At 28.9% G+C, this 23,360-nt stretch carries 26 protein-coding genes; 25 read left to right on the forward strand and 1 reads right to left on the reverse strand.

Annotated elements, in window-relative coordinates:
• The first annotated feature begins 71 nt into the window (after positions 1-71).
• The 24 genes from P8F83_RS03720 (at position 72) to P8F83_RS03835 (ending at position 21,844) form a co-directional block, all read left to right on the forward strand.
• Complete coding sequence (locus tag P8F83_RS03720) at positions 72-1,622, forward strand: sensor histidine kinase (protein WP_326513525.1); 1,551 nt, start codon at positions 72-74, stop codon at positions 1,620-1,622.
• A gap of 16 nt (positions 1,623-1,638) precedes the next feature.
• Positions 1,639-2,325 carry a response regulator gene (locus tag P8F83_RS03725; protein WP_286908221.1) on the forward strand — a complete coding sequence of 229 codons (687 nt, stop codon included), beginning with the start codon at positions 1,639-1,641 and terminating at the stop codon, positions 2,323-2,325.
• Positions 2,326-2,399: 74 nt separating this feature from the next.
• The gene (locus tag P8F83_RS03730; RefSeq protein WP_326513526.1) at positions 2,400-2,576 is read left to right on the forward strand and encodes a hypothetical protein; all 177 of its coding nucleotides are present in this window, start codon (positions 2,400-2,402) and stop codon (positions 2,574-2,576) included.
• A 78-nt stretch (positions 2,577-2,654) separates the two neighbouring features.
• Positions 2,655-4,079 carry a flavocytochrome c gene (locus P8F83_RS03735; protein WP_326513527.1) on the forward strand — a complete coding sequence of 475 codons (1,425 nt, stop codon included), beginning with the start codon at positions 2,655-2,657 and terminating at the stop codon, positions 4,077-4,079.
• Between the two features lie 32 nt (positions 4,080-4,111).
• Complete coding sequence (locus P8F83_RS03740; protein ID WP_021802438.1) at positions 4,112-4,450, forward strand: FMN-binding protein; 339 nt, start codon at positions 4,112-4,114, stop codon at positions 4,448-4,450.
• A 173-nt stretch (positions 4,451-4,623) separates the two neighbouring features.
• Positions 4,624-5,196 (forward strand): CatB-related O-acetyltransferase, encoded by a 573-nt coding sequence (locus P8F83_RS03745; protein ID WP_326513528.1) that lies wholly within the window; start codon positions 4,624-4,626, stop codon positions 5,194-5,196.
• Between the two features lie 60 nt (positions 5,197-5,256).
• Entirely contained in the window at positions 5,257-5,787 is a 531-nt protein-coding gene (locus P8F83_RS03750) for a CDP-alcohol phosphatidyltransferase family protein (protein WP_326513529.1), read from the forward strand.
• Between the two features lie 87 nt (positions 5,788-5,874).
• Entirely contained in the window at positions 5,875-6,552 is a 678-nt protein-coding gene (locus P8F83_RS03755; RefSeq protein WP_315108102.1) for a DUF5680 domain-containing protein, read from the forward strand.
• Positions 6,553-6,612: 60 nt separating this feature from the next.
• On the forward strand, positions 6,613-7,335 hold the full coding sequence (locus P8F83_RS03760; protein WP_326513530.1) for a DUF421 domain-containing protein: 723 nt from the start codon (positions 6,613-6,615) through the stop codon (positions 7,333-7,335).
• A gap of 50 nt (positions 7,336-7,385) precedes the next feature.
• The gene (locus tag P8F83_RS03765) at positions 7,386-8,450 is read left to right on the forward strand and encodes an ArsR/SmtB family transcription factor (RefSeq protein WP_326513531.1); all 1,065 of its coding nucleotides are present in this window, start codon (positions 7,386-7,388) and stop codon (positions 8,448-8,450) included.
• Positions 8,451-8,584: 134 nt separating this feature from the next.
• Complete coding sequence (locus P8F83_RS03770) at positions 8,585-9,844, forward strand: MFS transporter (RefSeq protein ID WP_326513532.1); 1,260 nt, start codon at positions 8,585-8,587, stop codon at positions 9,842-9,844.
• Positions 9,845-9,942: 98 nt separating this feature from the next.
• A complete protein-coding gene (locus P8F83_RS03775) occupies positions 9,943-10,965 on the forward strand; it encodes an ROK family transcriptional regulator (protein ID WP_326513533.1) in 1,023 nt (340 codons plus the stop codon).
• 19 nt (positions 10,966-10,984) lie between these two features.
• On the forward strand, positions 10,985-11,866 hold the full coding sequence (locus tag P8F83_RS03780; protein WP_326513534.1) for a PHP domain-containing protein: 882 nt from the start codon (positions 10,985-10,987) through the stop codon (positions 11,864-11,866).
• A gap of 116 nt (positions 11,867-11,982) precedes the next feature.
• Entirely contained in the window at positions 11,983-12,615 is a 633-nt protein-coding gene (locus P8F83_RS03785) for a DeoR/GlpR family DNA-binding transcription regulator (protein ID WP_326513535.1), read from the forward strand.
• Positions 12,616-12,629: 14 nt separating this feature from the next.
• Positions 12,630-13,382, forward strand: coding sequence for a DeoR/GlpR family DNA-binding transcription regulator (locus tag P8F83_RS03790; RefSeq protein WP_286908206.1), 753 nt, complete (start codon positions 12,630-12,632; stop codon positions 13,380-13,382).
• Positions 13,383-13,510: 128 nt separating this feature from the next.
• A complete protein-coding gene (locus P8F83_RS03795) occupies positions 13,511-14,893 on the forward strand; it encodes a L,D-transpeptidase family protein (RefSeq protein WP_326513536.1) in 1,383 nt (460 codons plus the stop codon).
• 119 nt (positions 14,894-15,012) lie between these two features.
• Positions 15,013-15,231 (forward strand): hypothetical protein, encoded by a 219-nt coding sequence (locus P8F83_RS03800; protein WP_326513537.1) that lies wholly within the window; start codon positions 15,013-15,015, stop codon positions 15,229-15,231.
• The gene (locus P8F83_RS03805) at positions 15,228-15,419 is read left to right on the forward strand and encodes a hypothetical protein (RefSeq protein ID WP_238904142.1); all 192 of its coding nucleotides are present in this window, start codon (positions 15,228-15,230) and stop codon (positions 15,417-15,419) included. Before P8F83_RS03800 ends, P8F83_RS03805 begins: the two co-directional genes overlap by 4 nt.
• A 62-nt stretch (positions 15,420-15,481) precedes the next feature.
• The gene (locus tag P8F83_RS03810; RefSeq protein WP_326513538.1) at positions 15,482-16,351 is read left to right on the forward strand and encodes a methionyl aminopeptidase; all 870 of its coding nucleotides are present in this window, start codon (positions 15,482-15,484) and stop codon (positions 16,349-16,351) included.
• An 84-nt stretch (positions 16,352-16,435) separates the two neighbouring features.
• Positions 16,436-17,182: an N-acetyltransferase gene (locus P8F83_RS03815; protein ID WP_326513539.1), complete on the forward strand. Its 747-nt coding sequence runs from the start codon at positions 16,436-16,438 to the stop codon at positions 17,180-17,182.
• Between the two features lie 110 nt (positions 17,183-17,292).
• Positions 17,293-17,853: a sigma-70 family RNA polymerase sigma factor gene (locus tag P8F83_RS03820; protein WP_326513540.1), complete on the forward strand. Its 561-nt coding sequence runs from the start codon at positions 17,293-17,295 to the stop codon at positions 17,851-17,853.
• Positions 17,850-18,926, forward strand: a complete 1,077-nt coding sequence (locus P8F83_RS03825; RefSeq protein WP_326513541.1) for a DUF4179 domain-containing protein — start codon at positions 17,850-17,852, stop codon at positions 18,924-18,926. The genes P8F83_RS03820 and P8F83_RS03825 overlap by 4 nt, the downstream gene beginning before the upstream one ends.
• Positions 18,927-19,247: 321 nt before the next feature.
• The gene (locus P8F83_RS03830) at positions 19,248-20,930 is read left to right on the forward strand and encodes a ribonuclease J (protein ID WP_073016987.1); all 1,683 of its coding nucleotides are present in this window, start codon (positions 19,248-19,250) and stop codon (positions 20,928-20,930) included.
• A gap of 224 nt (positions 20,931-21,154) precedes the next feature.
• Positions 21,155-21,844 carry a 23S rRNA pseudouridine(2604) synthase RluF gene (locus P8F83_RS03835; RefSeq protein WP_326513542.1) on the forward strand — a complete coding sequence of 230 codons (690 nt, stop codon included), beginning with the start codon at positions 21,155-21,157 and terminating at the stop codon, positions 21,842-21,844.
• A gap of 27 nt (positions 21,845-21,871) precedes the next feature.
• On the opposite strand, the gene P8F83_RS03840 is transcribed toward P8F83_RS03835, so the two are convergent.
• Positions 21,872-22,213, reverse strand: a complete 342-nt coding sequence (locus P8F83_RS03840; protein ID WP_326513543.1) for a cupin domain-containing protein — start codon at positions 22,211-22,213, stop codon at positions 21,872-21,874.
• Positions 22,214-22,398: 185 nt separating this feature from the next.
• Between P8F83_RS03840 and P8F83_RS03845 the strand changes: the two genes are divergently transcribed.
• Complete coding sequence (locus P8F83_RS03845) at positions 22,399-23,187, forward strand: GNAT family N-acetyltransferase (protein ID WP_326513544.1); 789 nt, start codon at positions 22,399-22,401, stop codon at positions 23,185-23,187.
• Positions 23,188-23,360 lie beyond the last annotated feature (173 nt).

Here is a 23,360-nt window from a genome sequence, read left to right on the forward strand (position 1 = left end):
TTACCAAAGAAAAAATGCATTAGGAAAATCTCTGTGATATAATTAAGAAAAAAAGCAGAATAAGAGGAATTATGAAATTACAAAATAAGATAACTACCATGGTTATGATTATAATTATTTCTGTTGTATCTTTAGCTACTTTTATATCAGTACTTGAGATTAATAGAAAAATAAGAGAAAAAGTTGAAAATGGACTCATGGACATGGCGATAACGTTGTCAAAAAGTCCTGTATTAATTGATAATGTTGGAGAGCTAGGTGGAGAGTTAATAATAAACCCTTACGTAAATAATATAAGAGAAGAAGCGGGGGTTACCTTTATAACTGTTACAGATATGGATAGGGTGAGGTATTCTCATCCACATATTGAAAAAGTAGGTGGGCAGTTTTCAAATAGCACTATAGATAGAGCAATAAAGTATGGTGAGGTTTATGCTGATGAAGGAATTGGAACAATGGGAGCAACAGTTAAGGCTTTTTCGCCAATATTTAGAGGAGATAGACAAGTAGGTGTTGTTTGTGTTGGTACATTAAAAGTAAATATATTTGATGAATACATACAATTCTCAAAAAATCTTCTTCCTTTTATTATACTTGTTGCTTTATTTGGGTTGTTTCTTGCTAAGTTTGTTGCCGTAAGTATAAAGAAAACAATATTTGGTTTAGAACCAGAGGAAATTTCACTGTTATTAAAGGAAAGAGAAGTAACCTTAAATAATATAACTGATGGAATCATCGCAGTAAATAAAGATGGTACAATATCATTAATCAACAATAAGGCTATGAAAATATTAGAGGTTCATCAAGATATCAAAAACATGAGTGTAGATAATTTAGATAACAATATAGGAGATACTTTGAGAACGTTATTAGATAAGGAAGAATCAATATTAAATCTAGAACAAACACTAAATAATAATACGAAAATTATAAGTAACTATTCAATAGTTAAAGACAACGAAACAACTGTAGGGGCAATTGTTTCATTTAAAAATATGATAGATGTAGAGGAGCTTGTTGAAGAACTTCAAGTTATTAAAAAGCTTAATTGGGATTTAAGAGCACAAAATCATGAGTTTATGAATAAACTTCATACTATTTTAGGGTTAATACATTTAGAAGCCTATGATGATGCAAAAGAATATATTCTTAAAACTAGCAAAAAGCGAAATGAGGTAATGCTTGTTTTGGATAACATAAAAGATAAATCCATATCAGCCTTATTATTAGCAAAGTATAATAGAGCTGCTGAGGCAAAAATCGATATGGTGATTGATAAAGAAAGTAATTATGAAAATGTTGATAATCCTATAGGCCAAGATAAAATAGGATGTATAATAGGAAACCTACTAGAAAACTCAATTGAGGCTCTTAAAGGAATAAAGAATGGTAAAATACATTTTTCAATAATTCAAAAGGATAAGTTAAAGATAACGGTTAAAAATAACGGACCTAAGATAGAGGATGAGGATTTTGAAAAGATATTTAAAGCTGGCTTTAGTACAAAAGGCGAAAATAGAGGACTAGGTTTATTTAACGTAATCAATATAATAGAAAATGCTAATGGAAAAATATATGTTGAATCAGATGAAGAAGAAACTGTGTGGCATGTAGAGTTATGAAGGGAGAAATGTTAATATGATAAAAATAATGATTGTTGAAGATGACCCTATGGTTAGAAAGATAAACGAAAATTATTCAAATCAATTTGAAAGTATGAATATTGTTTCTTCAGTTTCAGATATAGAGGAAGCAAAAGAATATCTCTTGAAAAACGAAGTGGATTTAATACTTTTAGATGTTTTTCTACCTTCAGGAAATGGACTAGATTTTCTAAAGTGGATTAGAGGAAATGAAATTTCTTCAGATGTAATATTAATAACGGCAGAAAACAAAATAAATTCTATAAACGAGGCCTTTAGGTATGGGGTTATGGATTACTTAGTTAAACCCTTTACTTTTGAAAGATTTGAAGAAGCAATGAAAAAATACCTTGTAAGATATAAGGATATAGGCTGTTCTGATAGAATAGGACAAGAGTATATAGATAAATACATAACAGGAATAAATCTTAATAAAGATAAAAAAGAATCAAAAGAAAAGGTACTTATAAGAGGATTAAATATAGATACCTATAACCAAATTAAAGATCATATTGATAGTTTAGATGACAGCAATACAGCAGAAGTAATTGCAGATGGAGTTGGACTCGCTAGGGTTACAGTTAGAAGATATTTAGACTACATGGTTAAAGAAGGAGATCTAAAACTTATTAGGGTTTATGGAAAAGTCGGAAGACCAATACATCTTTATAAAAAGAAATAATATAAGAAACTGTAATATCAATAGTTATTTAAAGTTGATATTACAGTTTTTTTCATGTCCTAATATTAGCTTTCATGGCACTTTTGATAAAACATAAAAGGCCCATCATAATGTGCATCAAAACTTTCATCAAAAAGTATATCAAAGAGGACCATCAGAAGGTATATCAAGAGGCCCAACACAAATATGGAAAAGAAATTAATATTGATGGTACAAGTAAAACATCAGACCAAAAAGATAAAAAAGATTAAAAAGACCTTAAGATTGAGTTTTTTTTAACAATCAAATAGTATGTATTTGGTGGTAAAAATAATGCGGAGGTAATGAATATGAATAAGAAAAAAATAGTTATCGCGTTAAGTCTTGTAGTAATGTCTATGGCTACAATGATGGGATGTGGAGCAAAATCAAAATCAGAAAGTGCTGACCTTGTAATAATAGGTGCAGGTGGAGCAGGACTAGCAGCAGCAGTACAGGCAAAGGAAGAGGGCGTAGAAAAAATAGTCGTTCTTGAAAAAATGCCTATGGTTGGAGGAAACACAAATAAAGCAACTGGTGGTATGAATGCAGCAGAGTCTACACCTCAAAAAGCAGCTGGTATAAAAGATAGCATACAAACTATGATAGATGACACAATGAAGGGTGGAAAGAACCTTAATGACCCTGAATTGGTTAAAAAGTTAGCAAATGAAGCTAAAGACGGAGTAGACTGGCTAATTGGGTTAGGCGCAGACTTAAACGAAGTTGCAAGAGCAGGTGGAGCTACTAATGACAGAATACATAGACCAGTAGGTGGAGCTGCTGTTGGAGCAACAATAGTTAAAACTTTAAAAACTGAAGCTGAAAAACAAGGAGTAGATATAAGAACTCTTAATGAAGCGACTGAAATAGTTAAAGATTCAGAAGGAAACATTTCAGGAGTTAAGGCTAAGGACAAAGAAGGAAAAGCGTATACAATAAACACTAAAGTTGTAGTAGTTGCAGCTGGTGGTTTTGGAGCTAACATGGAAATGATTACTGGGTACAAAGCTGAGTTAGAAGGTTTTGCTACTACAAATCATCCAGGAGCTACAGGTGATGGTATAAAATTAGTTGAGAGTCTTGGCGGTGCATTAAGAGATATGGAACAAATCCAAACTCACCCAACAGGAGTAGCTTCACAAGGGCTTCTTATTAGTGAAGGTGTTAGAGGTGATGGTGCAATATTAGTAAACAAAAGTGCAAAGAGATTCTATAATGAATTAGATACAAGAGATAAAGTATCTAAAGCAGTTTTAGGACAAGAAGGTAAAGAAGCATTTTTAGTTTTTGATGATAATGTTAAAGATGGATTACACGCAATTGAAGAGTATGTTGGAGCTGGAGTTGTAGTTGAAGGAAATTCTGTAGAAGATTTAGCTAGCAAAATAGGAGTAGATGGAGCTACATTAAAATCAACTATAGACGAATACAATACTTCAGTAGATACTCAAAATGATCCATTAGGAAGAACAAGTCTTTTAAAGAAATTAAACAAAGGTAAGTTCTATGCTATACAAATCACTCCAATAATACATCACACTATGGGTGGAGTTGTTATAAATACAAATGCAGAAGTTTTAGATAGTAACGGAAAAGCAATAAAAGGATTATTTGCAGCTGGAGAAGTTACTGGAGGAGTACATGGAGCAAATAGACTTGGTGGAAACGCAGTAGCAGATATAATAGTATATGGTAGACAAGCTGGAAAAAGCGCAGCAGAATTAATTAAATAATAAGAATGTGGATTTAGGAGGAATAGAATATTATGAAAATAAAAGCATTGATACCAGTAGCAGTTTTAGCAGCAACTTTATTAGTAGGTTGTGGTGGATCAGATAAATTTAAAGATGGAACATATAAAGGTAAAAGTGACGGTCTTAAAGGACCTATAGAAGTTGAAGTTAAAGTTGCAGATGGAAAATTATCTGATATTGTTATTCTTGATAATAAAGAGACTGAAACAATATTTGAATCAATCAAAGAATATTTAATTCCAGATATGATTAAGAAAAATACATCCGAAGTTGAGACAGTAAGTGGAGCAACAACATCTAGTAAAGCAGTTATTAAAGCTGTTGGAAATGCTTTAGAAGAAGCAAAATAGTAGTTTTCATTTGAGTAATTCCCCGATTATTCAATAGATTTAAGGGCAAGTTTAGAAGTAGCAACTAAACTTGCCCTAATTTTATAAAAATTTATTGAGGTAGAACATTAATTTGCTTGTTCATATAATATCAGTGGAATATATTGTAGTAAATTATATGGAGGAAAAAATTTATGGGTACAGATATAAATACAAGTTTTCCGGATAGATATATGTTATATGGAAGAGTTCATATGGGATTTGGAACCTATGGAACACCAATAGTTAGAACATGGGGAGAAAACACAACACTTGATATAGGGAAGTTTTCTTCTATAGCAGATGCAGTAACAATATTCTTAGGGGGAGAACACAGGAGTGATTGGGTTACAACTTATCCATTTAATGCGTTTTTAGATGAATATGCTTATATAACTGGGCATCCAAAAACAAAAGGAAATGTGATAATTGGAAATGATGTTTGGTTATGTCATGGTGCAACAATACTTTCTGGAGTTACTATAGGTGATGGAGCTGTTATAGGATGTAATTCTCTTGTAACAAGAGATGTACCTCCATATGGAGTAGTTGCAGGAAATCCAGGGAAGGTAGTTAAATATAGATTTGATGAAGCTACTATTAAAGAGTTACTTGAAATTAAATGGTGGGATTGGGATCTAGAAATAATAAAAAAATCAGTTCCATTACTAATGAATGAGGATATTAAATCCTTTATAGAATATGCTAAGAAAATAGAATGTCCATAGTCGCCTTGAGTATCTTTTTATTATATAATTAAATATAAATATGTATCAGGAGGCAGTTTCGTGAAAAACGTTGCAAACATTATATCTATAAGCAGAATAATATTGTTATTTGGATTATTTTTTACTTTCAATAATATTATAGTATTTATAAGCATTTACCTTATATGTGGATTTACTGATATTTTAGATGGGTATATCGCAAGGAAAACTAATACCCAAAGTGTATTAGGATCTAAATTAGATTCATTTGCAGATCTGATTCTTTTTTTAGTAATAACAACTTCTATAATCATATACTTAGGAGAAAAAATATTGGTTTTTATTCCAGGAGTTATTGTAACTTTTATAATTCGTATAATTAACATGGGGGTAGTGGCATATAAATATCACTGTTTTGGAATTTTGCACACTTGGGGAAATAAACTTACAGGCCTCCTTCTTTTTGTAGCTCCATTATTTATTATGTTTAATAAAATTCAATTATTATGGATCATAGTTTTAGTTGCAGCTTTATCATCTATAGAGGAACTAATTATACACCTTACTTCTTCAAAACTTGAATTGGATAGAAAGAGTATATTTAAATCATAATTGCAACTAGAAGTTGTCAACTTTGTAAGCTTTATTTGGTAGAGGTTTGTATAAGACACTTATATAATTAAATAGAGGTGATTTTATATGAGTTTTAAAAATAAATTGCAAAATATTAGAAAAGAAAAAGGGTTATCACAAGAGAGTATAGCTGAAAGAATAGGTGTATCTAGACAAGCTGTTGCTAAGTGGGAAACAGGACAATCTTATCCAGATGTAGAAAATTTGATTTTAATAAGTGATATGTTTAAGGTCAGCATAGATAAACTAGTAAAAGAGGACTTTGATGAGTGCGAATATAATGATATAAAAGAAGAAAAGGAAATTGATGATAAAATTATTGAGTTTTTATGTAGGGCAAAAAAGGTAACTTATGCTGGAAAAGGAGCTGAAGTAGAATCATCAAGACCTAGATCACATGATTTTGAGCATTCAGAAGGAGAGTTAAAATATATAGATACCTATTTAGGCGGAGAAATATTTTTAGGAGAAGAAGGAATATGGAAAGATAACGCTCCTATATGGGCAATGAATTATAAAGGAAGAGTTTTAGAGGAGGGCTTTTCAGGGGACTTCTTAAAGGAAACTCTATCCTTAGTTAATAAAGAAATGCCATATAGAGGACCCCTTGTATATGAAAACGGAGATTATAAATATCACTGTATTGTTCAAGGGGATTTTAAATGGTTTAAAGGATACGAAGAAATTTTCTATAATAATAAAAAAGTATATGAATGTATGTTTCATGGAGGAGCAATTAAGTAATTTTTTAAGTTAAAATAGGGCAAAGTAACAACATAAATATGTTGTTAGGGAGCTGAAGAAATGGATTTATTTAAGGACTTTATGATAGTATTTTTAAGGATTTTTACTATTTTACCATTCATGCTTATGGTTACTTTATTCATGGGAAGAAGAACAATAGGAGAAATGCCTATATTTGATTTTTTAGTAGTTATAGTAATAGGAGCATTAGTTGGTTCAGATATATCAGAGCCTAATATACCACATATACACACAGTTGTAGCGCTTATCTTTGTAGGGATTTTGCAAAAAATAATATCTACTCTCATGATTAAATATAGAAAAATTGGAAAGCTAATAACCTTTGAGCCGGTGATAGTTATACAAGATGGGAAATTTATAGCTAAAAGCCTTAAAAAGATTGGATATTCAGTAGACAATGTACTTCAGATGCTAAGGGAGCAAGAAGTATTTGATGTTGGAGAGATACATTTAGGAATAATAGAGGCTAGCGGTAAGTTGTCTTTACTTAAAAAACAAAACAAGGCAACTGTTACTATAGAAGATATGCACCTAATTAAGAAGAGTCCATCTTTATCCTACGTTGTTATAATTCGAGGAGCGGTAATTAAAGATGCACTAGATAAACTTAAGCTTTCAACAATATGGTTAGAGGAAGAGTTAATGAAGCTTAATATTACTGCAATTGATGATGTGTTTTTTGCTACAGTAAATGATAATAAAGAACTTAGTGTATCACTAAAAGAATATACAGGGGAAGAAACAATCCCTATATATAACTAAATCATGGTATAATTTACTTTGAACAATATAGTTTAAAGGGTGGCTTAAAGATGAAATATGATATAAGAAACGATATTAATATATATAAAGAAATACTAGATTTAATCTACATATGTATAAATGAAGAATATGAAATTAAAAATAGGTTGGATAACTATGAAAAATCAGGTGTAGATTATAACGTTTTTGAAAAGAAATACTGTGATAATATAAATAAATATATAAAAAACTTCAAAAAGCTTATAAAAATTAATAAAGAGGATGCTGATTTTTATTTTACTTCAGAGATAGATTTGGTTTATGGAATAGGGCAAATTCTTTTAACTGATTTTGAGCTTGAGGAACTTGGAAATATAATAGAAAATATAGACTTTTTAAGCATTGAATTCTTAAGAGATAAATTGATTAAGGCATTAGAGGAAACCTTTGAACTTGAGAATAGAGAAGGATTAAAAATAGAGTCACTTTCTCATTATATTAATTTTATTAATAAGTTAAATATTAGTGAAAATGTAAAATGGAGATTTGTAAAAATTTATGATGATCCGAAGTTTTATTATGAAAAACTTCTAAAGATAATCAGCAATAATTATGTAGCTTTTACAAAAGCATATGAAGAAGTTAAAGAGGATGTTAGAGATTTTATTAAATATTTATTAGATAATGCAGAAACTAATTTCAAACTTTTAGATGATAAATATGGTATTAAAATTCAAGAAAACACTATTATTTATCCGTCAGTAGTAAGAAATAGATTTATAGAGGCAACATATCTTGCTAAAAGAAATGTTATCTATTATGGGATATTATTCAATAAATCTATGGAGTTTTTAGATAGTAATAAACTTGATAATGAAAACTTACTACAATTTCTAAAAGCTATAAGTGATAAAAGCAAGTTTGAAATAATTAAATTATTAAAATCAAAAGAAATGTATGGTCAAGAATTGGCTGCAAAACTGGATTTATCTACAGCAACAGTTTCTCATCATATGAATGCATTGTTAGTTACTAATATAGTTAAAGTAAAAAGGGAAAATGGAAAATCCTATTTTTATTTAAATGGAGAATCTATAAAAAAATTTCTTAAGGAATTAGGAGATAATATAATCTAAGAAAAAAGATCTGTTGGATTAGCAATGGATCTTTTTTATTTGAATATAATTAGATGTATATCTAATTATGTATTTGATATATATCTAATTAAGGTGTAAAATGATATAAAAGATATTTTAGGGGGAATTAGTATATGAGAAGTAATTTATTAACAGCCGATGGTATTGGATACAATACTTTAATAAGAGAGAGGAATTATTTTAAAGAAACATTTGCCGCAGCTATATCAAGGTTTGGAGATGGAATAGATACAGTTGCATTTTCATGGCTTGCCTATGAGTTAACTGGATCAACATTGTTGGTAGCAACTTTATTCGCTGTAAATGGATTACCAAACTTAATTTTTGGAATGATTTCTGGCGTGTTATGTAAATATATATCCGATAAAAAGATAATGTATATATGTGATATAGGAAGAGGGATATGTGTTACATTGATAGCATTTTTACTGTATACAAAAACGATTCAAATATGGCATTTATATTCTATAACATTTCTTAATTCATCTTTTGAGTCTTTTAGAAATCCAGCATCTACAAATATAATTCCTAAAATTCTAAAAAAAGATTATTTAGAAAAAGGATTTGCTTTAAGAACATCAATATCTAAAGTTTTAGAACTAGGAGGACTTGCAATAGCACCTTTGTTAATAACACTGATAGGTGTTTCAGGTGCATTACTAATAGATTCTATAACCTTTTTTATCTGTGGAATAATTATAATGTCAATAAAATTGAATTCGCAAAGTGAAAAAGCAGAATATATTGGGATGAAAACATATTTGATAGATTTGAAAGAAGGCTTTAATTATGTAAAAAACAATAAAATAATATTAAATATTTGTGTTTTCACATGTATTGTTAATGGATTATTTGTACCAATTAATACCTTTCAAGCGCCTTATGTGACTGAAGTATTAAAAAGAGGTAGCGAAGCTATATCTATTTTAAACATAGGAGTTATTATAGGTATGGTAGTAGGACCTATACTTACACCTCATTTAAAAACAAGGTTTGCTGGACGTATTATATTTATTGGGTCAGGAGTAATAATAGGTTTAGGAGTTTTTGTATTAGGACTTTTAGATAATGCTCCCGAAAATCTAGTAGGTGTCTTATTATTTATGAATATGTTTATGGTAGGGTTAGGGGCTGTAATGATAAATTTAATTATTCAAGTTGAAATATTTAAAAGAGTTGAATCTAGTTATTTATCACGTGTAAGTTCCATAATTTCAGCATTAGCACTGTGTATAATTCCTATAGTTTCTTGTATAGTTGGAATTATATCCAAGTGGGTAGCTATAAAAACTCTATTTATAACTTTTGGAATTATAATAGTAGTTATATTTTCCCTTCAGGTTCTTAATAAATATGTGAGGGAGTTTCAATAAATTTGATGACTTTATTGACAATATGAAAGCAGCATGATAACCTTAATATATACTTATTAAAAGACTTTTAAAAAGTATTTTAATAAAAGGAGGAGTAAATGAAAAATATAGGAGGAAATTCTTTAGTTATTAAAGAAATAAATATAAATCTTGTAAAAAAAGCTTTGAAGATTGAAAAATACGCAACGAAGCAGGAAATTGCAAAAGTTACAGGATTAAGTATTGTTACAGTAGGTACAGTTCTTCAGTATCTGGTAAAGGAAAATGAAGTTATTGAAACTGAGTTAATTTCTTCTAAAGGGGGAAGACCAGCTCAGCAATATAAATATAACGAAGATTTTAATCTTGTACTTGTAATTTTCCCTTATGATAAAGATGATAAAAGCATAGTAAGTGTTTCAGTAGTAAATCTCGGAGGAAATTGTATCTATGAAAAAGAACATAGAGTTAAGGTTGTAAATATTGCAGTTCTAGAAGATATAATTAAGCCGATTTTAGATGAGTATAAACTTATTAAATCAATAGGATTTGGTAATCCAGGAGTTGAGATTGATGGAGAAATCATACACTCAGATTATTGGATGTTAAAAGGGGTAAATATAATTGAATACTTTAGTAATCTTTATGGAATTAAAGCTGTGATTGAAAATGATGTTAATGCAGCTGTTGTTGGATTTAGTAATTCCAACAATTTAAAAGATAAAGGAACTTTTGTGTATTTATATTTTCCAGATAAATATCCTCCTGGTGCAGGTATCTTTATTAACGGAAAAATATTTAAAGGTGGAAGAAATTTTGCTGGAGAAGTTGCAACTATTCCTTTAGGAATAACTTGGAATAAGGAGCTTTATGATAAATTTGAGGATTTTTGTGAGGCTGTATCTAAATTAATAGTTTCGGTTAGCAGTATTTTAAATCCAGATGAGATCATTATGAATGGTACTTTTATAAGTGATAAACATATTGAATTAATTAATGATAAATGTGAGAGAAAGCTTATAAAAAACATATTGCCTAAATTTTCTCTTTCAAATAACTTCTTAGATGATTATAAAAAAGGGTTAATTGTTGAAGCTTTAAGTGTGTTAGAGCCAGATGTTACATTAATTAAAAATAAATAAAAGAAAGTGAGGATTTATTATGAGGTATATAGACTTGCATATGCATTCATTTTACAGTGATGATGGAGAATTTAGCCCTAAGGAATTGGTTGACTTATGTGTAGGTAAGGGCATCAAATATTTCTCTATAGCTGATCATAATTCGGTTAAGGGTATAAAAGAAGCAAAGGAGTATTGTAAAGATAAAGAGATAAATATAATTCCTGCAGTTGAATTAGATTGTACAATTGATGGAGTGAATCTTCATGTATTAGGATATGGAATAGATTATAACAATGATGTTTTTGATAGAATAGAAGAAGATATCATAAAACAAGAACAAGGTGCATCAAAAAAGAGAATGAAGTTAATAAGAGAGCTTGGAATTGATTTTTCTGATGAAGTAATAAAGAAATTATCTAAAAATGGAGTAGTTAATGGAGAGATGATAGCTGAAGCTGCCATGGAATTTGATAAACATAAAAAAAATCTATTACTACAACCTTACTATGAAAATGGGAATAGAAGTGATAATCCATACGTAAATTTTTATTGGGACTACTGCGCTCAAGGAAAACCAGCTTATGCTGAGGTTAAATATATAAGTTTAGAAAAAGCAATAGAAGTAATTAAAACAAGTGGTGGAATTCCTGTTTTAGCTCACCCAGGAAATAATGTTAAAGAAAAGCATTCGCTTCTTGAATCTATAAGAGTTTGCGGAATAGAAGGAATAGAAGTTTATAGCAGCTATCATAGTAAAGAGCAGGTTGAATATTATAAAGAATATGCTATGAAGAATAAACTTATATTAACTTGTGGTAGTGATTTTCATGGAAAAACCAAACCAAGTATAGCTATTGGATCTACAGATTGTGAAAACAAAGAAAATGATATTATTTCAGAAATAATCAAAGAGGTTTAAACTTTAATGCAGATGAGTGATGATCATCTGCATTTTTGTTACAAAACAATTAATATTACTTAAAGGTGTTGATAAATTACTTAAAATTACTTAAAATTAAAATAAGAGGTGATATCATGAATGATAAAAATGAAATTATAAACCTGTATAAAACTACTAAAGAAGTTGTTAACTTATCACATGAAGAAAGACTTCAATTAAATATTTCAGAAAAAAAGAGTATAGCTGAAAAGGCCTTGATATTTGTTCATAATAACAAAAAGTATTTTTTAGACTCATCTACAAGTGTCCAGCTTTTAGCAAATCTTATAGAAAAGTCTGTAGATGTATATACAAATTCTCTAGATAACATAGAAATTCTTTCTAAAAAAGAAAATGTTGTTATTCATACAACAGGAGAATATCTAAATAAGAATAATAGATTTTTCTATAATAAAGGTGATGTCAGTTATTTCAGTGATGATACAGAGTTTGATGTAGCTTTTTTAGGTGCATCAGCGGTACATGAAGATGGTGTGTACTATGTAGATGAAGAAGATGTTGTAATAAAAAAAGAGGTAGTAAGTAAATCAAAGAGGGTGATATTACTTGCCGAACATCAAAAATATCAAAGAAAAGCTATTTATAAAGGGCTAGACTTAAAAGATATACACATCATAATTCTTGATGATATATCATCAAGTCATTTTGCTGATATCATGAACTCAGAAAACATCAAGATAAAACCAGAAACTTTATTGATTATGTAAGGAGATGTTTTTAGATGTACCAAGAAGAAAGACAGTTAAAGATATTAGATTATTTAAATGAAAACATCAATATGTCTGTACATGATATATGTGAGCTTCTTGATGTATCTAGAGATACAGCTAGACGTGATATATTAAAGCTCATAGAAAAAGGTGCTGCCATACGTACTCATGGAGGAATTTCTCTGCCTGTAATAAGAAATACTATTGAAGCTTACAAGGAAAGAGTATTAAAATATTCTACAGAGAAAAAAGATATAGCCAATAAAGCTTTGGAATTTATTAATGAGAAGGAGCACTATTACTTTGATGTTTCTACTACAGTATGTTATTTAGCTGAACTAATTGATAAGAAAATCACAGTAGTAACACATTCCTTAGATAATATACAAATACTTTCAGAAAATCATAAAGTAAATATATGTTCAACAGGAGGAGCCTTCAATAAAAACAATAGATTTTTTTATGGAGATAATGCAAAAACATATATTGAAAATAGATTTTTTGATGTAGCTTTTTTGGGAGCAGGAGCAATAATGCAAGATGGGGTTTATCTCATAGATGAAGAAGATGCAGTAATAAAGCAGACTGTAATAAGAAGAGCAAGAAAGGTTATAGTTCTTGCTGACTCAAAAAAGTTTAATATTTTAAGCTATTATAAAGGTGCAAGTTGGAATCAAATAGACGTTATAATTACAGATAAAAAGCCGCCGGCAATCTTTTTAGATATTATTGAAGATAATAATATACAACTTATTATTACTTAAGTTTAAAAGCTTTTACATATTTTATGTAAGGCTTTTTTTATTATAAATAGGAATATAATGGAGTTTTGTAGATATATTTATAAAGATTGATATTAAATATAGTTAAGTTTTAAAAGAAAGGTATAATTATGGATAAACAAAAAATAAAATCTAATAAAACTTTATTAATGCTTTTAATATTGCTTTCAATATCTATTTTAATATATTTTATGATGTCATTATATTTCATGAAACATTTTTATTTTGGCACTGTAGTTAATTCTGTTAATATTTCTGGAAAAAGTCTAAAAAAAGCTAATGAAAAGATGGAAAATGAATTTAATAACTATACAATCACTCTTAAAGAACGTGGTGATGATGAAAAGATTAATGGAGTTGATATAGTACTAAAATATATACCTAATAATAATCTTGTAGAGTTAAAAAGACAGCAAAATCCATTTTTGTGGATGACTATGTTTTTTAATAAAGAATCCATAAATTTAGATATACTTACTTATGATGAAAAGCTACTAAAAGAAAGTTATGATAAACTTTCTTGCATCACAAACCCCAATATAATAAATCCTGAAAATCCTAAATTAAAGTATGTAGAGGGTGGATATGAAGTTCAAGAGGAGATTTATGGAAATAAGATAAAAAAAGAAAATCTATATAATAGTATAGTAGAAGCTATTAAAAAAGGAGAAAAGACTTTAGATTTAGAAACTAATAATTGTTATGAGAACCCTAAGTATGTTGCATATTCTAAAGAAGTTGTTGATGCTAAGGAGCTTCTTAATAAATACATTAAAGCTGAAATAACTTATATTGTTGGAAACGAATCTGAAGAACTTGATGGATCCATAATAAATAATTGGATAAATATTAAAGATAATTATGAAGTTGAGATTGATGAAAACAAGGTCAAAAGCTATGTAAAAGAACTAGCAAATACCTATGATACCTATGAAGCGGAGCGAGATTTTCTAACATCGGTAGGGAAGAACGTAAAGGTTTCTGGAGGAAATTATGGCTGGTTAATTGATACTAATAAAGAAACGAAGGAAATTATTTGGACTATAAAACAGGGAGAAAAAGTTTCTAGGGAACCTATTTATGCACAAACTGCTCTTTCAAGAGAAGAAAATGATATTGGGGATACCTATGTAGAAATCAATATGACAAGACAGCAGCTTTGGTTTTATAAAAACGGTAAGCTTTTAACAACAGGAGATGTTGTTACAGGAAATATCAACAGAAGTAGATCAACCCCAACAGGTGTCTTTAGATTAAACTATAAACAAGAAAATGCAACTCTGCAAGGAGAAAACTATAGTGCACCAGTTAAGTTTTGGATGCCTTTTTACGGAAATGTTGGTATTCATGATGCTACATGGAGATCTTCATTTGGCGGTAATATATACAAAACAGATGGCTCTCATGGATGTGTAAATGCACCTCTTTATTTAGCTAAAACAATTTATGCAAACATTGAATCGGGAACTCCTGTAATTTGTTATTATGAATAAACAATAAGAAATGATTGTACTTTGACAGTAGTACAATCATTTTTTCTATGTTACTATTTATTTATAAGTAAATATGGATATTTTTAGGAGTGATAGCGTTGGTGTGGTTAATAGCAATTATGATTCTAATTTTTCTTTTATATATAGCAAAGAAAAGAATTAAAGGAAGCAAGATTCAAATGATAGCCAGTATATTTGCAGTAGAAGCGATGGTGTTTGCAATAGCATATATGACGAGTCGAGAAAGTAAATACAATTTAATTTGTTTTATATGTTTATTAAGCAAGGTAATACTAGATATTTCAGAGAGGTTTATCTCTAAAAGGAGAAAAGTATGAGTGGATCAATAAAGGAGATTTTTGTAAAATATATATTTTCATTTCTATTTCTCAGTACATTAGCATATTTTTGGAAGTGGCTAGATATGAGTATGGAGACCGCACTTTTCATGTCTTTAGGAATGGGGATTTGTGATTTTCTAATCTATATAGTAAGAAAATATAGAAATAAGAAAAAGATAGAGTAACACAACTATATTTGTGTTACTACAATATTAAGATAAAAAGATTAAATTAAGGAGAATAATAAATGAGTATTGGTAGAAACGATAGTTGTTGGTGTGGTAGTGGAGTAAAATATAAAAAATGTCATATGAATTTTGATGAAAAGCTAGAGAGTCTTAAGGATAAAGGACATATAATTCCAACACGAAATCTCATAAAAAATAAAGAACAAATTGAGGAAATAAAAAAGAGTGCAGAAATTAATAATGCACTACTAGATTATATAAGTGATAAAGTTAAAGAGGGTATTACTACAGAAGAAATAGATAAACTAGTTTATGAATTTACCGTTTCAAAAGGTGCTATACCTGCACCACTTAATTATGGAGGATTTCCTAAAAGTGTTTGTACATCAATAAATGATGTAATATGTCATGGAATACCAAGTAAAAATGAAGTGCTTAAAAATGGTGATATTGTAAATATAGATGTATCAACTATACTAAATGGATATTATTCTGACGCTTCAAGAATGTTTATGATTGGAGAAGTAAGTGAAGAAGCCAGAAACTTAGTTGAAGTGTGTAGAGAATGTCTATATAAAGGTATAGAAGTAGTTAAACCTTGGGGTTTTGTAGGTGATATTGGTGCGGCTATACAAGAGTACGCTGAAAGTAGAGGATATTCAGTAGTTAGGGATTTTGGTGGACATGGTGTAGGAACTAAATTTCAAGAAGAACCTTTTATACCTCATTTCGGGAAAAAAGGTCAAGGAATGGTTTTAACTCCAGGAATGATGATAACTATTGAGCCTATGATAAATACAGGTGACTATAGAGCTTATATAGATGAAAAAGATGGTTGGACTGCTAGAACTGTAGATGGCTCGCTTTCAGCTCAGTGGGAGCACATGCTTTTGATAACAGATGATGGTATTGAAATAATATCAAAATAGTAGCTTATCAAGACGAATATGACATGTAGTTGTCTATAATAGAATGTTACTATAAGGGTAATATCTAAAAAGGAGATTAATAAAATGGAGATTATAACATTAAATAAAAACAATATAGACAATGAACATATTTGTTGTGCTATTTCTGATAAAAAGTGCAGAGAAGGTTACGAGAAGAAAAAAGAGCTATTAAAGAAAGAGATAGACAAAGGATACAGCTTCAAAAAGTTTGATGTAAAGCATAAAGTATTTATTGAGTATTGCCCATCAGAGATATCTTGGCTTCCTATAAATGCAGATAATTATATGATTATTAACTGCTTTTGGGTAGCAGGTATGCATGCTGGAAAGGGATACGGTAAGAAACTTTTAGATGAATGTTTTAAGGCAGCTGAAAAAATGAATGGAATTGTTGTATTAACAAGTTCTAAAAAGAAATCATACATGGCTGATAAAAGATTTTTTATAAAGCAGGGGTTTGAGGTTTGTGATAGAGCAGATCCATATTTTGAACTCTTAGTATATAAAAATAAAAGGGATGTAGAAAGTCCAAACTTTAATGATTCAGTTAAAAAAGCTATACCTAAAGGTGATAAAGGTTTATGTTTATATTACTCAAACTTTTGTCCTTTTACAGAGCATTACGCAAAAGTACTTAAAGAATTAGCAGATAAAAGCAATATACCTATAGAAATAATAAAAATTAACAATAGAGAGCAAGGGAAAGAAAATCCGTCGCCATTTATAATTTATAGCTTGTTTTATAATGGAAAGTTTCTAACTCATGAAATTGTGAATGACAAAAGGTTTGATAAACTTATTTTATCTTAAAAAGTGAATATATAATATAAAAATACAGATTAGAAGTCTGTATTTTTTTGTGAAATTAATGAAAGTTACTCCGTATATATTTATGAAGACATATAAGAAAGGAGTTAAATATGGTTATTAAAGAGGACAATCTTATAGAAGAATTGGACAAGAGAAATAGTGAAGCCTTAGAGTATATAATTCAGAAGTATGCTAACTTGATTTTTAAAGTAGTTATAAATGTTTTAGGTAGCGATAATAGAGAACTGGCAAAAGAGTGTATTGGTGATGTATATATGCTTGTTTGGAATAAATATAAGCTATATAATCCGGAAAAAGCCTCTTTTAAGAATTGGCTACTAACAGTAAGTAAATACAAAGCAATAGATTATAAGAGGGCTTGTAAGAGCTTAGAGAATGTAGAGTTAGATAAAGAAGCTTTAAAAGCACCTATCGACATTGAGAGAGATTTTATAGATAAAGAAAATGTTAAAGAGGTATTAGGGTTCCTCAACGATGAAAAACCTATAGATAAAGAAATATTTATTAGAAAAAATATATATGAAGAAAGTATAGAAGAGATTAGTAAAAATTTAAATTTATCTAAGGGAGCTGTTTATAATAGGCTTTGGAGGACAAGAAACTCTCTTACTGAAAAAATAAAATGTTATAAAAAGGAGGTAATAGAATGAAATCACATTTAAACGAAGATGATATTTTAGTGCTTCTTAATGATATAAATATAAATGAAAATGAGTTAAGCGATTTAGAACTTAATGATAAAGATATAAATCAAATTACTACTGAGGTTTTAAGTAGAATTAAAAACAAAAAGCCAAGAAGGAAAAAGTGGATGATAGCAGCTTCTATTGGGACTATACTTGTAGTTTTGTTTTTGGGACGACCTGTAATCGCAGCTATAAGTTCAAAAATATTTGAGAACAACAAAGATATTAAAAAAGCAGTTGAAAACAACTATGTTCAGAAATTAGATGAGAAAGTTGCTTATGATAACGGGGTTAAAATTGAATTAACAGATGTAGTTTTAGATAAGCGAAAATTGGCCTTATCATTTAAAATCAAGTTTGAAGATAAAAAATTAATTAATAATATAAAGTTAATAAATTTAGATTTGAAAATAGAAGATGAGAATGGAAAAATTATATACGGAAAGATGTCTAGTCAAGAAGATGCTAATAAACAAGTTATACAGGGAGGAAAAATAACTAATTGGAATTATGAGGTTTTAAATGATGATGAGGGTACTTTAAGATATGATTTTGTATTAAATTCAATAGATGTAGATATTCCTACATTAAATAAAATGAATATTTGTATTGAAAAAATACTATATGCAGATCACTTAAATGTAAAGTCTGAAGAAGATGTAGAAAAAATTGATGGATTGTGGAATATTGATTTTGACATAGATAGTAAATTTAAAGACGAAAATAAGATAGTGTTTAGATATGAAAATATTAATGATGAAGTGAAGATAATTAGCGCTGAATCAAGCCCTACAGGTTCTGTAATAAAATTTACTACCCCTCCTAATACAGATATTATAAGAGAAGAAGGGATTTCCTTAGTTTCTATTAATGGGAGCATAAATAATGCGGATTTTATGTTCCGTAATACAGATTATAGGGGTATTTCAACTTATACTGTTGAATTTAATATATCAACATTTGATGATTTAAATGATTTGGTTTTCATAGTGAAAAATTATAATGGGGAAGATATAAAGATAAAATTGATTAAATAATAGGTAATGAAAAAGAGTATGAAGAGATATAAATCTTTGTACTCTTAATTTTTTCAAATAATTTTGACTAAACTTGCTAATATAGGGCAGATAATATATAATGAGCCTAGGTTGTAAGTACAGTAATACGAATATAGAATTATTTTTATGCTATAAATTAATAATATATTTATAAAACTAATAAATATTATTGAGTTATTGGTTTGTATTTATTGATTTATTGTTCAGAATAGTTTCGGTTAAAATTGTAATACTGTTTTCGGACTTATATTTTTATGTAGAAGCAAGGAAAGATTGAGTTCTTGCTGGATTGGAGATTAAATGAATAACAAAAACAAAGCTAAAAGTAAGAAAAAAGTAAAGATAATACCCTTAGGTGGATTAGGTGAAATCGGGAAAAACATAACAGCTGTAGAATATGATGATGAAATCATAGTTATAGATTGTGGTGTAGCATTTCCAGATGTTGAAATGTATGGTGTAGATTTAGTAATTCCAGATATAACTTACCTTTTAAATAGAAAAGAAATGGTTAAAGGAATAGTGTTAACTCATGGTCATGAAGATCATATAGGTGCTCTTCCATATATATTGAAACAGTTAAACGTACCTGTTTATGGAACTAGATTAACCTTAGCATTAGTAAAAAGTAAACTTACAGAACATAATATACTTTCTGATTGTACTTTAAATGAAGTAAATGCAGGAGAGGAAGTTAAAACAGAACATTTTTCTGTTGAATTTATAAGAACCTGTCATAGTATAGCAGATGCTTGTGCATTAGCTATTAAGACTCCAGAAGGGGTTATATTCCATACAGGAGACTTCAAGATAGATTATACTCCTACTTATGGAGAGGGTGTTAATTTTGAACGTTTTGCAAAGCTTGGTAGCCAAAAAGTTCTTTTACTAATGGCTGAAAGTACTAATGTTGAACGTCCAGGATATACAGTTTCAGAAAAAATAATAGGTGAAAACTTAACTAGAATGTTTGGAGAAGCTAAAGGAAGAGTTATAGTAGCATCTTTTGCATCAAACTTAGATAGACTTCAACAAATAATTAATTCCTCTCTTCATTATGGAAGAAAAGTTGCTTTTAGTGGAAGAAGTATGGAGAAAAATTCAACTATAGCTATTGAATTAGGTTACATGCATATACCAGAAGACTTCCTTATAAGCTTAGATGACATAAATAAATATCCACCAGAGAAAATAACTATTATAACTACAGGAAGTCAAGGGGAGCCAATGTCAGCTCTTTCAAGAATAGCATCTGCTACCCATAGAAAGATAACTATTCAAGAAGGTGACTTAGTAATTGTTTCAGCTTCACCTATTCCAGGAAATAAAAAATATATATCTAAAAGTATAGATGAATTATTTAAAAAAGGCGCAAAAGTAATTTATGATGACATAGAAGAAGTTCACGTTTCAGGGCATGCATGTCAAGAGGATTTAAAATTAATTCATAATTTAATTAAACCTAAGTTCTTTATGCCTGTTCATGGAGAATATAGACATTTAAAGAAACATGGGATGTTAGCTGAAAGTTTGGGAATGGATCCTAACAATATATTTATATTAGAAACAGGTGATTCTTTAGAATTAACTAGAAGAGAAGCTAAAAAAGGACCTAATGTCCAAACTGGCGCTGTTATGGTAGATGGATTAGGAATTGGTGACGTAGGAAATGTAGTTTTAAGAGATAGAAAACATTTAGCTCAAGATGGGATATTAACAGTAGTTTTAACTATAGATACAGAGTCTATGAATATTTTATCTGGTCCAGATATAGTTACAAGAGGATTTATATATGTAAAGGAATCTGGTAACTTACTCCATGAAGCTACTAAGGTAGTAAGAGCTGAAATAGATAAATGTATGGAGAAGAAGATTACTGATTTATATGTAATTAAATCCAATATAAGATACTCTCTAGGACAATTTTTATATACTAGAACAAAAAGAAATCCTATTATATTAACTGTAATAATGGAAATTTAATAGATAGAGGTTATCGCAAATTAGTTTGTGGTGACCTCTTTTTTAACCATTAATTGAGGCTTCCTGCATAGAAACATAGGAACATAAAAGCATAGGAACATAAAAGCATAGGAACATAAGAACACAGGAACATAAAAACATAAAAGCATAGGAACATAGAAACATAAAAACATAAAAACATAAGTGCACAAATGTAAAAAATATAGAATGGAGAATGAGGTACCATGAGAATAAATAAGTTTTTTAGTAATATGGGACACTGCTCTAGGAAGGAAACTAATCGGCTTATAGAAGAAAAGAGAGTAACAGTAAACGGAAAACTCTGCATACCAGGTCAATGGGTAGAAGAAACTGATGTAATTTTGGTAGATAATAAACCGTTAGTGAGTAAAAATAAAGTATATATATTATTAAACAAACCTGTAGGAATTACTTGTACTGCTGCAAGGGAAGTAGAAGGAAATATAGTATCTTACATGGGTTATCCGGAATATATATTTCCTGTAGGAAGATTGGACAAGGAATCTCAAGGATTAATTTTAATGACAAATGATGGTGAACTAGCAAATAAAATATTAAATTCAGATAATGAACATGAAAAAGAGTACATAGTGACCTTAGATAAATCCTTTGATGATAGTTTTATAGAAGGAATGTCTGGTGGAGTTGAAATATTAAATATTAAAACAAAACCCTGCAAAGTTACAAGAGTGAGTGATGATACATTTAGAATTATCTTAACCCAAGGGCTTAATAGACAGATAAGAAGAATGAGTAAAGCTTTTGGCTACAATGTTGAAATCCTTGAAAGAGTAAGAATAATGAATTTGAAGATAGATGGTATAGAAATGGGAAAGTGGAGACACTTAACTAAAATAGAAGAGAATGAACTTAAAAAAGAACTATCCTTATGAGAAGCTAATCTCAAAAGGATAGTTCTTTTAAACTTCCTTTGAATATGGAGAAGATGGATTAGGTGTAAGTACTATAAATAGTGACATGTCTTTAGTTCCTGTATTTTTTAAACTAAAAACTTCTTTTCCATAGCAGTGTATAACATCTCCTTCAGTTATATTATGTAGGCTGCCATCTACAGTCATTTCTCCATCACCTGCTAAAACATGAACTAACAAATCGCTTTGTTCATGATTATGAGGTGGAACACCTTGACCAGGTTTAAAATTAAGAACAAAGTTTAATATTTTATCTTCTTTAAAAATAATTCTTTTAGTAAATGATTCATCTGTAAAAGCTATTTTATTTGTTATCTTTTCTAGTTTCATGTTTTCTCCTTTACTGAAGTTATTTCAATTTTAATATACGCATTGACATAATTTATTATACAATATATGTAATGGAAAATATATTAATGGATGAAGTGTTAAGATTAGTGGCTTAATATTAAAGAGAAATTTAAATATGTTAATTAAAGATAAGGCTTTAGATTATATAATTAGGGGGAGAGTATATGGAGATTAAAATTATTCATGAGAGGGAAATAGTATATAATTTTTTAAAAGAAAAAACTAGATTTAATTATATTTATCAGTTCAATAATATTGATAAGAGTAATTGGGGAAATGTTATATGTTATGGTCTTTTTGAAAATAAGGAACTGAAAGATATAGCAATGCTAAATATTAATTATGGAATTCCAGTTTTATTAGCTGCAAGTTTTGATGATAGTAATTATTCAGTAGAATTAATTAAAAGTATAAAAAACTTTCTCCCAAAAGAATTCTATACGCATATTGATAAAGTTACTATAGATAAAGTATTTAATGATTGTGATGTTTTAGAATATGAAGAGTATATAAACATGGGAATAGATAATAATGTAAGTATGAAAGAAATTACTTCTACAGACGTTGTTAGATTAGGAAGTAATAATTTAGATGATATAAAGGAACTGATTTTAAACAGTTACCCAGAAGCATGGTTAGATGATGATCTTATAAAATTAAATGAGAACTTTGGTATATATAATAGGGAAAAACTAATTAGCTTTGCTGGAATACATGCTTATTCAGAGGAGATGCAAGTCGCTGCCATAGCCCATGTTACTACCAATCCTGATTATAGAAATAGAGGTTATGCAGAAAATGTAGTAAATGAACTTGTAAGAAGCTTAAAAAATAAAATAAATTTTATTGGACTTAATGTTAAGAATAATAATGTAAGTGCAATAAATTGCTACAAAAAACTTGGATTTAAAGAGTATGGAAAGTTTTCAGCTTGTACAATAAAAAGAACTTAGTGTGAAATATTAACACTTAATTTAAATATAATATTATAAAGAGAATGAATTTAATGTTTATAGTGCTAAATATTAAGCTCAACAGATATTTATTATCAATAGAGAAGAAAATTAATTGATAATAAAACTTGATAAATGATAAAGGTTATGATATACTTAGTAATAAGTAATAA

Origin of the sequence: Clostridium intestinale (assembly GCF_035905475.1) — a bacterium.
Classification (GTDB): domain Bacteria; phylum Bacillota; class Clostridia; order Clostridiales; family Clostridiaceae; genus Clostridium_T; species Clostridium_T intestinale.